11 protein-coding genes are annotated in these 13,219 nt (G+C 54.5%); all 11 read right to left on the bottom strand.

The annotated features are described in order from the left end of the window. Nucleotides 1–101 precede the first annotated feature (101 nt). Nucleotides 102–1,907, bottom strand: coding sequence for an adenine deaminase (locus L6H70_RS22625; protein WP_423802872.1), 1,806 nt, complete (start codon nucleotides 1,905–1,907; stop codon nucleotides 102–104). Nucleotides 1,908–2,319: 412 nt separating this feature from the next. Further along, nucleotides 2,320–3,552 (bottom strand): pyridoxal-phosphate-dependent aminotransferase family protein, encoded by a 1,233-nt coding sequence (locus tag L6H70_RS22620; RefSeq protein ID WP_236336413.1) that lies wholly within the window; start codon nucleotides 3,550–3,552, stop codon nucleotides 2,320–2,322. Between the two features lie 21 nt (nucleotides 3,553–3,573). Beyond that, nucleotides 3,574–4,821 (bottom strand): allantoate deiminase, encoded by a 1,248-nt coding sequence (gene allC / locus L6H70_RS22615; protein WP_236336412.1) that lies wholly within the window; start codon nucleotides 4,819–4,821, stop codon nucleotides 3,574–3,576. Next, nucleotides 4,818–6,212 (bottom strand): allantoinase, encoded by a 1,395-nt coding sequence (locus L6H70_RS22610; protein WP_236336410.1) that lies wholly within the window; start codon nucleotides 6,210–6,212, stop codon nucleotides 4,818–4,820. The genes allC and L6H70_RS22610 overlap by 4 nt, the downstream gene beginning before the upstream one ends. 45 nt (nucleotides 6,213–6,257) lie before the next feature. Further along, the gene (gene uraH / locus L6H70_RS22605) at nucleotides 6,258–6,641 is read right to left on the bottom strand and encodes a hydroxyisourate hydrolase (RefSeq protein WP_236336408.1); all 384 of its coding nucleotides are present in this window, start codon (nucleotides 6,639–6,641) and stop codon (nucleotides 6,258–6,260) included. Then, the gene (gene uraD / locus L6H70_RS22600; RefSeq protein WP_236336407.1) at nucleotides 6,638–7,171 is read right to left on the bottom strand and encodes a 2-oxo-4-hydroxy-4-carboxy-5-ureidoimidazoline decarboxylase; all 534 of its coding nucleotides are present in this window, start codon (nucleotides 7,169–7,171) and stop codon (nucleotides 6,638–6,640) included. The genes uraH and uraD overlap by 4 nt, the downstream gene beginning before the upstream one ends. Nucleotides 7,172–7,405: 234 nt before the next feature. After that, nucleotides 7,406–8,335: an ABC transporter permease gene (locus L6H70_RS22595; RefSeq protein ID WP_236336406.1), complete on the bottom strand. Its 930-nt coding sequence runs from the start codon at nucleotides 8,333–8,335 to the stop codon at nucleotides 7,406–7,408. 62 nt (nucleotides 8,336–8,397) lie between these two features. Continuing rightward, nucleotides 8,398–9,519 carry an ABC transporter permease gene (locus L6H70_RS22590; RefSeq protein ID WP_236336404.1) on the bottom strand — a complete coding sequence of 374 codons (1,122 nt, stop codon included), beginning with the start codon at nucleotides 9,517–9,519 and terminating at the stop codon, nucleotides 8,398–8,400. Next, entirely contained in the window at nucleotides 9,516–11,048 is a 1,533-nt protein-coding gene (locus tag L6H70_RS22585; RefSeq protein WP_236336403.1) for an ABC transporter ATP-binding protein, read from the bottom strand. Before L6H70_RS22585 ends, L6H70_RS22590 begins: the two co-directional genes overlap by 4 nt. 108 nt (nucleotides 11,049–11,156) lie before the next feature. Next, nucleotides 11,157–12,329, bottom strand: a complete 1,173-nt coding sequence (locus L6H70_RS22580; RefSeq protein WP_236336402.1) for a BMP family ABC transporter substrate-binding protein — start codon at nucleotides 12,327–12,329, stop codon at nucleotides 11,157–11,159. Between the two features lie 216 nt (nucleotides 12,330–12,545). Then, complete coding sequence (locus L6H70_RS22575; RefSeq protein ID WP_236336400.1) at nucleotides 12,546–13,166, bottom strand: NTP transferase domain-containing protein; 621 nt, start codon at nucleotides 13,164–13,166, stop codon at nucleotides 12,546–12,548. Between the last annotated feature and the right edge of the window lie 53 nt (nucleotides 13,167–13,219).

Below are 13,219 nucleotides of genomic sequence, written 5' to 3'. Positions count from 1 at the left end.
TTAGAGTTTTATAGAGTCATTCACATAGAAAAAAGTGCCTCCGGACCGGTAAACGGCTGAAGGCACTTTTGTTAGTATACGGCAATCCGGCGAATTGCCGTCTAGCAGAATAAAGATACGAGCTGAATGCCCTCTTCCGGTGAGATCCGCACCAGACCCTTATCGGAAATCCGCAAGGTTGGAATGACGGCTAGCGCCAGCAGAGACAGGGTCATAAAAGCATAATTCAGCGTGCAGCCTGCATCATACAGCGCTGTACTGATTGCGGCGGACTGGGCGGCTGCTACCTCAAACGGCTCTGCGGACATCAGTCCGGCGATGGCCAGCGGGAATAGCGTGGTACCCGTCCCTGTAATTACAGCTACACCGCCTTGAGCTTCCGCTACCGCAGCTGCTGCTTTTGCCATCAGGACATCATCATTGCCGATCACCAGCACATTGTGGCTGTCATGGGCAACCGTCATGGCGATAGCCGCCGGCTCATGGAAGCCGATCCCCTCTACTATGCCAACCGATTTGTTGCCGGTTCCTTTGTGCCGTTCAAATACAGCGATTTTGCAGAGGCCGTTTCCGATCTGCAGCACCCCATTCTCTACCGGCAGCTGCACGATCAGTTCTTCTGTCTCCACATGATTCTCGATGACCTTGATTACCCGGGTAGCGAGGTTGCCTGACTCCACCGGAGCATGGATCACAAAGTCTTCCGACACCGGAAGCTGCTGCAGATGAACCGAAGACCGTACCTCCTCAGGATAGGTATAAGCCGGAAGCTCAGCTGTCATCATGCCGTTCTCAGCCACCACTACACCGGCAGCTATTGTCGTTACTACATGGACATCGGCCAGATTGCCGTCCAGCAAAATAATATCCGCACAGGAGCCCGGCGTAATCGAGCCGATATCACGGGCAACGCCGAAGCGCTCAGCGGTGTTAATGGTTGCCATCTGGAAGGCAATAACCGGCTTTACCCCTTGGGAGATCGCATGGCGTACGACAAAATCCATATGTCCTTCGTCGCGCAGCGATTCCGAGCTGCGGTCATCCGTGACCAGCATCATCCGGCGCGGGTCCAGCCCGTGCTCCGTATGCGCAGTGATCGTCTTCGCTACATCATGCCAGGCGGAGCCGCGGCGCATTTTGGCATACATCCCCAGACGGACACGTTCGATGACATCCTCAGCCGTTACACATTCATGGTCGCCGGTTACGCCGGCGGCAGCATAAACCGGAAGTCTCCAGTCGCTGGACGGCCAGGTGAAATGCCCATCCACGTATCTGCCGGCACGGAGTGTCGCCTGGATTTCTCCGATCATTTTATCATCGCCATACACCACGCCCGGGAAGTTCATGACTTCACCGAGAGCGATGACATCCTCGCCCCAGGTATAGGCTTCTGCAATCTCGGCCGGTCCGAGTGAGGCGCCGGTTGTTTCGAACTCCGCCCCTGCCGAGGGTACACAGGAAGCTACCTGCATATACGCGGCAAGCGGCGTGCCGCGCATTTCATCCAGCATCAGCTTAATCCCCTTCAGCCCGAACACATTGGCGATTTCATGCGCATCAAAGAATCCGCCCGTTGTTCCCATCGGCAGCACCGCACGGGCAAATTCGGTAACGGTCAGCTGTGTGCTTTCGATATGGCAATGCCCATCAAGCAGGCCGGGAGCGATATATTTGCCGGCTGCATCTATAATCTTTGTACCTTCACCAATCGTATGAGAGACGTCCTTGCCGACATAGGCGATGCGCCCCCCTTGTACCGCTACAGACATCCCCTCCAAAATCTCCCCTGAGACCACATTGACCAGCTTTCCTCCAGTGATGACCAGAGATGCCGGCTGATCGCCGCGGGCTGTAGCTACGAGCTCAGGCACACAATCCGCAAGCGGTTTTCTTTTAAACGACATGACTTCCACTCCCTCCGATTTATTGCTATATAAATTGAATTTGTGGCTTCTTTTTTGGGATTGGCCGTGACTACAGAGAATATTTGGACTTCCGGCCGCTGTTGTCTACAGATTTCTTTTATCTAAACCGCTGTTCGCGGTAGAAATCCGCAGACTGTCCATGCTTTCGTAGCGAGCTTTTCTGCGAAAAGCTTTCAGGCGGACGCTATGCTCCTACAGTTCCAAAATTCCCCTCCGCCACTTTTCCCTAATGTTATAATCCACGTTCAATTTATAGAGCTTATATTTTAATAAAAACGGCTATGCCGCCCCTTTGCGGGACGCAAGCCGTTTCCTGGGTAATGCCTGAACCGTCCGGCACAGCCGGACAGCCTTACTGCATTCGCGTTTCTCCAGTTGCCTATTCAGACGATTATCTAACGTTTGCCTCATATACGTCAAGTGCCGCCTGGACACCAAGGCCTGCGGGAAGAGGATGCCCATGCCGCAAAAGTGTTGCCTCAAGAGCTCCGAGTACCCGCAGCACATTATTTTCACGGCAGCTGAAGCCCATCGTGCCAATGCGCCAGATTTGTCCTTTGAGCGGCCCGAAGGAGCTGGCAATCTCGATGCCAAACCGGTTAAGCAGCATGCTGCGCACAGACTCCCCGTCAATCCCTTCCGGAATCTGCACACAGGTAACCACAGTCAGCTTGCTCTGCGGATCGCCATACAGCTCAAGGCCCATCGCCGTTAGTCCGGCTGTAAGCGCCTCTTCATGCAGCGCATGTCTGGCATGCCGTGCCTGAATGCCTTCCTCGAGCACCAGCCGCAGCCCTTCACGCAGTGCATAGAGCATCGAAGTCATCTCCGTATGATGATTCAGCCGCTGCGGACTCCAGTAATCCTGCAGCATGCTTAAGTCAAAATAATTGCTACGCACAGGAGGCAGCTCCCCCGCTTCGAACTCGCCTGTTCTGAGCCCGCGTTCAACCTGCTTGCGCTTCAGGAGCTTAGCTTCCGCCCGCTCATTATACGTAACCGGCGCCATTCCGGAGGGAATCGACAGGCATTTCTGTGTGCCCCCGATGACAGCATCCAGCATCCAGGCATCCGTCTCCACCGGCACACCGCCGATTGTTGCAACGGCATCCACAATGAGCAGGGCACCCTGCTCACGGCAGGCCCGCCCGATCTCAGCCAGCGGCTGCACCCGGCCTGTGGAGGTTTCCCCGTGAACAATGGCCACTACATCCGGCTTAAAGCTTTGGATCGCGGAGATCACTTCCTCCGGAGCAAACACACTGCCCCAGGCTTTCTCAATGGTATAGACCTCTGCCCCGCAGCGTTCGGCGATTTCATGCAGCAAATGGCCGAACCGGCCATAGATCGGAATGAGCACCCGGTCGCCGGGCGCGATTAAACTGACCATCACCGCTTCAATACCGGAACGCGAAGTGCCATCGACCGGAAATGCCCATTTATTGTTCGTAGCGAACAGCTCACGCAGCATCCCCATGGTTTCATTCATAATATCCGTGAATTCAGGATCAAACTGGCCCAGCACCGGAAAAGACATCGCCCGCAGCACGCGCGGATCGACCTCCACCGGTCCCGGGGTCATTATACACCGCAAGGACGGCGACAAATCTTCGTACCGCTTCATGAGAACCTCTCCCTCTGATGTTCAGCTTTCTTTATAAGCCAGCTCATATAATATGGCCGTTAACAAATTCAATCCGGCAGCCAGCTCTTCCGGCGAAGAATATTCATCCGGAGAATGGCTGATTCCAGCCCGGCTTGGTACAAAAATCATTGCTGTAGGACAAAGGGGTGCGAAGAGCTGGGCATCATGGCCCGCTCCGCTAACCATCGTGCGGAAGCTTCTCCCCTGCTGTTGGCTGATCTCCTCCAGCAGCCCCTTCAGCCCCTCATCCATAGGCGCAGGAGTGGTAGCTAAGGTTGCTGTGAGCTCCAAAGTCAGTCCGCGGCTTTCGGCGATCCTTTCGAAATGTGCCTGAATACCGCTACAAAAGCGCTCCAGCTGCTCAGCTTCGCTATGGCGGATATCCAGCGTAAACTGCACCTCACCCGGTATTACATTCGGCGTACCCGGGGACGCTTCCAGCTTTCCGCAGGTTGCTACCAGCGGATCACCCGTCTGGACCGCTGCCTGCTCCAGCGCCAGCAGCATCTCTGCAGCACCCGCTAGCGCATCCCGCCGCAGCCCCATCGGGGTTGTGCCGGCATGGTTCGCGGTGCCGCCAACTTTCACCTGAAATCGCCGCTGCCCGGCGATAGCGTCAACGATTCCAATCTCCAAGGCCGCTTGCTCTAGGACGATCCCCTGTTCGATATGCAGCTCAACATATGCGCCGATATCCTCTCTGCGGGGACCCTTCCCGGGCTTATGTATTAATCCGCAAGCTTCCATGGCCGAAGAGATGGTTATCCCCCGGGAATCTGCGCAGCTATCCGCTTCGCTTCCGTTATACATCCCTGTTACATTGCCTGAGCCCCAGAAGGTGAGGGGAAACCGGCTGCCCTCTTCTTCGCAAAAGGCTACTGCCTCCACGGTCCGCAGCGGCTGCCCGAAGGTCTGCTGCAAATAATGCAGTGCAGTAATGGCAGCAGCAATCCCGTATGCACCGTCATATTTCCCGCCGTTCAGAACGGTGTCAATATGCGAGCCGGTTAATATGACTTTACCGGCGGTCTGAGAGCCTGTAAATCTTCCATAGACATTCCCGACCTCATCAAGCCTTACTTCCATCCCCAGTGCAGCCATCCTCTCCTGCAGGAACTGCTGCGCCCGGAGCCATTCGGGAGTATATAGAAGCCGGGAGATTCCGGGTCCTGGAGCGCTGAAGGCCGCAAGCTCCTCCAGCAATTCCATCATCTCAAGCGCCGGCGCTTTAATCGTCGGAGTAGTCATAATGAAGGCTGCCCTTCATTCACCCGCAGCCACTGGCCGCCGTCATCAATCAGCAACCCGTCTGCGGAGGTGTATACCACCGCTCCGCGGCTGATCGTAGCCGTAACCTTGCAGGATAAGGTCATACCGGCATAGGGACTGTGTTTATGGCGGTAATAGAGATCCTCTGCGCCCAATATATAGGAATGATCCGGGTTCAGCAGCACCAGATCAGCGTCCAATCCAAGCTTGATCGAGCCTTTGCGGTGGTCCAGCCCGAAACGGCGGGCCGGCTGCTCTGCCAGCAGTGCCGCAATCTGCGTAACCGGCAGACCGCGCACGTTAACTCCTTCGTGGAACATCAGCTCCAGGCTGCTTTGCGCTCCGGAAATACCGCCCCAGGCTTCGAAGAAGTTCAGCCCGGGATCAAGCTTAAGCTCAGGAGGACAAGGAGAATGATCCGAGGCAATCAGGTCGATCCGGCCGTCAGCCAGCACCTTCCACAGCTTCTCCTGCTCCTCCGGGCTGCGCAGCGGCGGCGCACATTTAGCCAGTGCTCCCAGCTCTTCCAGGCTATTCTCATTCAGAACCAGGTAGTGGGGGCAGGTTTCCGCAGACACATCAAGCCCGCGGAGCTTGGCTTCATGAATCATGTTAATCGCAGCTGCGGTGCTAATATGGACAAAGTGCAGCCTGCAGCCGGTGCGTTCACTGTACAGCAGCGCTCTTGCCACGGCCTCCAGCTCAGCTTCCGCCGGACGGGAGGCGGCAAAATCACGCGCAGTGGTCCTTCCGCTGCGTACAGCATCAGCTGACAGCACAGCGGTGATCTCCTCGCTCTCCGCATGCAGGGCAAGAATGCCGCCGAACCCGGCGATTTTTTTCATCCCCTGAAACAGGGTGTCGTCATCCACCTCGCGGAACCGTCCTTCTCCTTCGCCTCCAGGATTAGAGATGAATGCCTTAAAGCCGGTAACACCAGCCGCCGCCAGCTCCTCCAGGTCCTCCAGATTGCCGGGAACCAGCCCGCCCCACAGCACATAATCCACGGCGGAGTTGCCGGCCGCCGCCTCCGTTTTGAGCTGCAGTGCGGCTTTATTCACTGTAGGCGGATTACCGTTCAGGGGCATATCCGCATAACAGGTGCAGCCTCCCGCAGCAAGCGCCGCCGAACCGCTGCGGAAGCCCTCCCAATGGCCCAGCGCCGGCTCATTAAAATGAACATGCATATCGATCATGCCGGGCAGCACATACTGTCCCTCCGCATCGATGACCCGGGTGTCCGGATCAACCGGCAGCTTCTCGCCCAGCGCGGCAATCTTTCCGTTCTTCACAGCGATGTCCAGCTTGCGCACTTCTCCCGGCAGCACTACGTCCCCATTCCTGATGATAAGCTCATACGTTTCCTTCATGAATCGGTCACCTCCGGCCATCAGATCGAATTTTTTGTTGTATCGTCAGCTTCCCCGGTACGTGCTGTACCCTCCTGGAGCCACTAGCAGCGGAACATGACAATGCTCTGCGGGATTGATTATATTGAAGCGGATCGGAATCTGTTCGAGAAAGAAGATACTAGAACCCCCTTTGGATCCTTCAGCGCACTCGTCTGCCGGATTACTGCCGCGGAAATAGTTTCCGGCCATAAATAGCAGCTCATAGCTGCCAGGAACAAGCTCGCTACCCTCCAGCAGCGGGATATCCAGTCTGCCGTCGCTGTTCGTCACCGTTTCACGCAACAGCTCACGTGCAGCACCGTCAAGCTTCCAGAGCTCCAGTGCCATCCCGACCGCCGGTACTCCCCGAGCCAGGTTCAGCACATGGGTGGTGAGCCGGCCGCTCATGACTGTGCGCCCTCAGGCTCAGGCAGCAGATCACGCAGCCGGAAACCGGTGATTTTGCCGATTTCATGAAGCGCCTGCTCCCATTCCTCCTCCAATGGACGGTTAACCCGTTCCCCGATCGCCTTTATGATGTCATCCTTGTTTTTACCGCGTACGGCCAGAATAAATGGAAACCGGAATTTCTCCGTATATGCCGCATTTAGTTCCGTGAGCCGTTTGAACTCCTCAGGCGTCAGCCGGTCCAGGCCCGCTCCCTGCTGCTCCGCCGCGGACAGCGGGGTAACCTGAAGTCTCGTAGCCAGATCGGGATGGGATCTAAGCAAGGCTTCAATTTGGCTGTGCGGCGCACTTCGTGCCGTCTCCAGCATCACTCTGTGCAGCTCTTCCACCGAATGAAATGGGACATGCTGGTGAGCCCCCTCTGCCACCCATGGTGAACGTTCGAAGATTCCGCCCAGTGCCGCCACAAACTGTTCTTTATCCATTCCGTTAATTTTGTCTATTGTTAATGAATCTGTTTCTGCGCTCATATTCCCGCCCCGCTTTCGCCCATTTATACATATTTTTCTACTAATTCAATATTATTCTCTGTAAAAGGGTAAAAAAAGTCCATTTGCTGTATTCAAGTCATCTACTTTTACTCTGCGCCGGAAATGCCGATTTCTCTGCTGGTTAGATGTTCGAACTACAAGAAATGGAAGATTGGAATGATTATAGCACCAAACGATAAGTGAAGTCTCTATTACCTGCCTGCTTTCTTTCTCTTAGAGCCGCTGCTCACGGACATAAGGTGTGCCCAGCGATTCCGGGGTACCTGAAGGCTTGTTACGATTGCGGTAGCCGAGATACATCAGCACCAGAATCGTTACGATATAAGGGATCATCTTTAGGAAATAAGACGGAACCACGCTGCCCAGCAGTTGGATGCGGAAGCCGAGCGAATCGAGTGCACCGAAGAAATAAGCGCAGAAGAGCGCGCGCAGCGGATTCCATCTGGCGAAGATAACCAGCCCGACGGCAATCCAGCCGCGTCCGGCCGTAAGGCCTTCATTCCAGGTCGGCGCGTAAGCCAGCACCATATCCGCCCCCGCTAAGCCAATCAGTGCAGCACCGGCCGTTACATAGCTGTAGCGGATCAGCTGGACACGGATGCCCATAACATCAGCAGTCGCCGGGCTATCCCCTACGGCCCGCAGATGCAGCCCCCAGGAGGTGTGATGGATCAGCAGATGCAGCACCAGTACCAGCAGCAGGCTGAACCAGGTCAAATAATCCATCCGGCCGAAAATATCCCCGATGACCGGTATCCCGTTCAGCCAGCTGAGGTTCAGCTTGGGCGAAGTCCCCGGCAGCGGCAGGCCGCTGATCGACTTGCCCAGATAAGCGCTGAGGCCGCTGCCGAACAGGGTCATGGCAAGCCCGGACATCGTCTGGTTCGCCCGCAGCGTCACACAGAGGAACGAATGCACCATTCCGAGCACTGCGGTGACCGCTATAGCCGCAAGGAGCGCCAGCAGGAGATTGCCGCTGCGGATATAGACGATACAGGTGGTCACTGCCCCCATCAGCATCAGTCCCTCTGCGCCAAGCTGGATTATGCCCGCACGTTCGTTCAGAATACCTCCCAGCGTAGCCAGCAGCAGCGGGGTTCCGGCAGAGATTGCGGCTATTAATAACTGTGTAGTGAAATCCATAGGTAAACTCCCTTCTCAAAATCCCCGCGATAATATACGTTCTGATAGTTGAAAGGCGCTGCTTATGCGCTCCGGCGGATGCGGAAACGGTGAATCATATCGCCGGCTATCAGGAAGAACAGGATCGAGCCCTGCAGCATTTCAGAAATTGACGAAGGCAGTCCAATGGTCTGTACACTATAGCCGCCGACGATCAGTCCTCCGAATAGAACAGAGGTGATGATCAGACCGAGCGGGTTCAGCTTGGCAAGCCAGGCGACGATAATTGCAGTGTAGCCGTAGCCGGGTGAAATCCCCTGCATCAGCTTGTGCGTCACTCCCGAAACCTCAGCCATACCGGCAATTCCGGCCAGCCCGCCGCTGATCAGCATAACGATAATAATATGCCGTTTAATATGAATGCCCGCATAACGCGCAGCTGTCGGATTGGCCCCAATCAGCCGCAGCTCATAACCCCAGCGGGTAAACTTAACCATCAAATAATAGATGACTACCGCGACAAGCCCAAAAATCAGCCCGATATGCAGTCTTGTTGTTCCAAGGACAGGTAAAGACTGGGCAGCTGTAAACATCGGTGATCCCGGGAAATTGAAGCCCTTCGGATCCTTCCAGGGGCCGAATACCACATAATCCAGGGCCAGCAGCGCCACATAGTTTAACATCAATGAAGTAATCAGCTCGTTGACACCGAAGTGCGTCCGGGGAATAGCCGTCATCAATCCCCATAGCGCCCCTGCCGCTGTACCGAATAACAGCATCAGCGTTATCGACCAGAAGGACGGGAGATCCGGAAAATAAATCGTAACCGCCGTAGCCGCCATCGCCCCGACGGTCAGCTGTCCTTCGGCCCCGATGTTCCAGACGGAAATCCGGTAAGCAACAGCGATTCCCAGGCCGCACAGCAGCAGCGGGATCGCTTTTACCATAGTTTCTGTGAAGCCATAGGAGGTACCGAAGGCCCCCTTGAACATCTTTTCATATACGGTAACCGGACTCATCCCGTTAGCAGCAATGAATATCGCACACAGCAGAAGCGCCAGTATAACGGACAGAATCGGCGACCACCACGGAGAGCGGGTACGGCTTGAATCGTATTCCAGCCGCAGCGAGAACCGTTTACCGGTCTTAGCCGGAGCCGGCTCCAGCACCACTGCTGCAGAATTGCTTCCATTTTTCGGACTCATACCGCACTCCCCTCCCTGTGCCTGATTCCGGCCATCATCAGACCGATTTGTTCTCTGTCCGCGTGCTCATGATCGCTTTCACCGATGATGGTACCGTTGTATATAACCAGAATCCGGTCAGACAGCTGCAGCAGCTCATCCAGATCCTCAGAGATCAGCAGCACTCCGCTCCCTGAACTGCGCAGCTCCATCAGCAGCTCATGCACCCCGGCCGTCGCTCCCACATCCAGACCCTGTGTAGGGTGAACTGCGACCATCAGCTTCGGCTTATGGCTGACCTCACGGGCAAACAGCAGCTTCTGCTGATTACCGCCGGACAATTGCTGGACCGGTGTATCAAGCTCAGGCGTCTTCACATTGAAGCGCTGGACCAGCTCCTGGGACCATAGGCGGTTCTTTGCTGCTTTCAAAAAGCCGAATTTGGAATGCTCTTCACTGCGGTAGGACTTGAACAGCAAGTTATCCACCGAGCCCAGCCGTCCGGCCAGACCGCTCTTCATCCGGTTCTCAGGCACATGGGATATCCCTGAATCGATGGCTCCTCTGACCGAAGCCGTTGTCACCTTGCTGCCATCAAAAATAATCTCACCGTTCTTCCAGGTTCTAAGCCCTGTAAGCACTTCTGCCAGCTCCTTCTGCCCGTTGCCGGCCACCCCCGCAACCCCGACAATCTCACCTTCACATACTTTTAGCGACAGGTTGTCGAGTGCCTTACGGCCATGATCGGCTGAGACATCCAGCCGGTTAACGATCAGCAAAGGCTCACCTTGCGTGACCTCACGCTCCTGGCGGCTGATCGTTACCTCTCTGCCTACCATCAGCCGGGCCAGTTCCAGCTCATCCGTATCCGCCGTAGCCAGCGTAGCAATCATCTTTCCTTTGCGCATAACGGAAATCCGGTCGGAAGAAGCCATCACTTCTTTCATTTTATGCGTAGTCATAATCACCGTCTTGCCCGCCTGCTTCATCACCCGCAGTGTTTCAAACAGCTGCTCCGCTTCTCCTGGAGTAAGTACAGAGGTGGGTTCATCCAAAATGATAATGTCTGCCCCCCGGTACAGTGTCTTGACGATCTCCACACGCTGCTGTTCGCCCACGGACAATTGCCAGATAGGACGGTCAACCGGAAATTTCAATCCAAACCGTTCTCCCAGCGCCTCAATTTCTTCATGCTTATGCTTGATCCACTTACTTCCCCGCCAGAAAGACGACTTTTCGCCAAGCACGATATTTTCCGCTGCCGTGAGACTTTGCACCAGTCTGAAGTTTTGAAATACCATACCGACACCCAGGAGTGCTGCATCCTTAGGGGAACGGATTCTGGCAGTCTGGCCATGGATCAGAATTTCGCCTTCATCCGCCCGGTATACACCTGACAGCATGCTCATGACTGTGCTCTTACCTGCTCCGTTCTCACCAAGCAGCGCGTGAACCTCACCCGCGTTTGCCGAAAAATCGACTTGATCGCTTGCCGTTACAGAACCGAATTTCTTCACAATCCCGCGCATTTCAACCGAATGGTCCTGCATTTTGGGATGCTCCTTTCCTTATAGTTGTAGTACGGGTGGGGAAGGTTCCCTCTTAACGGAACCCGCCCCACCCATAAGGACATGCATTATGAAATTACGATTAAGACATTATTGCGGGATTGTGCCCTCTACGCCTTTTGCCAGCCAGTTCATACCCAGTACTTCCTCAAGGGTCAGTTTCTGGCCTGCCTTAACCTGTTCTTTGCCTTGATTATCGGAGATCGGACCCGTAAATACATCCAGCTCGCCGCTGATAATCTTGGCCTTAGCCTCTTCTACCAGGGCCTTCACATCATCCGGAACCTTGTTGCCGAATGGTGCAATATCGACCATCTTATCGTCCATGCCGCCGGAATATTGTTCATTGGTCCAGGTTCCATCCATTACGGACTGAACCACCTTGGTGTAATAAGGACCCCAGTTCCATACCGGGTTGGTCAAATAGTTGTCTGGAGCGTATTTGCCCATATCGGAGTCATTGCCTCCGGCAAATGCGCCGCGTTCCTGTGCTGCCTGGAGTGTTGCAGGAGAATCTTGATAAGCCATAAGCACATCTGCACCTTTATCCAAAAGGCTGATTGCGGCTTGACGTTCCGTTGCAGGGTCATACCATGTGTTGGTCCACACTACGCTGACCTTCACATCAGGGTTTACGCTTTGGGCGCCCAGAGTAAAGGCATTAAGGTTATAAATAACTTCGCTGATCGGGAAAGCTCCGACATAACCAAGCTGGTTGTTCTTAGTCATTTTGCCGGCTGCAATCCCTGCCAAATAGCTGCCTTGATAATTCTTTCCGAAGTAAGTTCCCATGTTCGCTGCTGTTTTGTAGCCGGAAGCATGCATAAACTTTACATTTGGAAATTTATTAGCTACGTTAAGCGTAAAATCCATATATCCGAAGCTTGTTGTAAATACGATATCGTGGTTCTGAGCAAGCTCTGTGATGATCCGTTCAGCATCCGCGCTTTCTGGAACGTTCTCCACGGTGTCTGCCTTAATACCCAGCTCTTTCTCCATGTACAGACGGCCTTGATCATGCTGATACGTATAACCGCCGTCACCCGGAGGCCCGATGTAGACAAAAGCAACCGTCGGCTTCTTTGCAGCCGGCTCAGTTGTTGCTGCCGCCTCTGTTGCCGTTCCCGCATTCGTTGCCGCCGGCGCCTCCGTAGCAGCTGTGTTCGTAGCCGCGTTGTTATTGCTTCCGCAGCCCGCCAGTACCACCGCGAGCAGGAACACAAGTACAAAGCTTAGCGTAAATCCCTGACCCCTTCTTTTCATAATTCTCCTCCTCCAGGAAATCTCTCATAATGGCTGTAACCATTAATGTATCTCTACTATACTGAGACCGGACGTTTACGTAAATTTATATAACATACGTTTGTGCCTTGTAATAAGAAGACCGATTTTTTTTGTGCCTAATGCACTAAAACGAGATAAATTATACTTAAAATATGTGATATTTTATAACATTTATCTGAAACCCATCTCTTGATGTCAGCTTTCCCCATGAACACTCCATACGTTCCGGATTTGCCCTGAATCAAACGGCGTACCGTTATCCATGAAAAGGCGGACGGCATCCGGTTCCAGAACTACCCCTTTATATTCAGCCGAACACAAAATTTCTTCCGCCCCCTTATCACCGTCCAGCCCTTGCAGTACCGTAAACATTCCTCTGGAGAAAAGAGCAGGCGGCATCACCATTCCCTCATTGGTGCTGGTCACATAATCGAGTCCCGGGTTCCGCTCAAAAGTACCGATCAGCCGGTTCACAAGTGACGCTGTAATAAACGGCTGATCAGCAAGAGCCACAACTACAGCATCAGGCTGCATCGGCAGAATCGCATTCAGACCGCAGCGCAGGGAAAAGGAAAGCCCCAAATGAGCAGTCAGGCAGGTTTCGGTACGCCTTATGCGCTGTTCACCGGCAGGAGGCAGCCATTCCAAATGATCATCTGCCCGAACGACAACCACCAGCGGTTCAAGGGCGCAGCGGTCAAGCTCACTGAGCACAACACTCCTAAGCGAGACCTCCGGGGACAGCTTCAGCGATGATTTCGGCACGCCCGTTCGTCTGTTCTGTCCTGCTGCCAGATAAATACCGGCTATTTTCAATGCTCTCCACTCCTTTCGGCAGCGCCTGTTGCAATTGAGATTAACGCCTCAGC

Source organism: Paenibacillus auburnensis (assembly GCF_927798115.1).
GTDB lineage: Bacteria > Bacillota > Bacilli > Paenibacillales > Paenibacillaceae > Paenibacillus_AQ > Paenibacillus_AQ auburnensis.
This window is presented reverse-complemented; position numbering and strand designations above follow the sequence as displayed.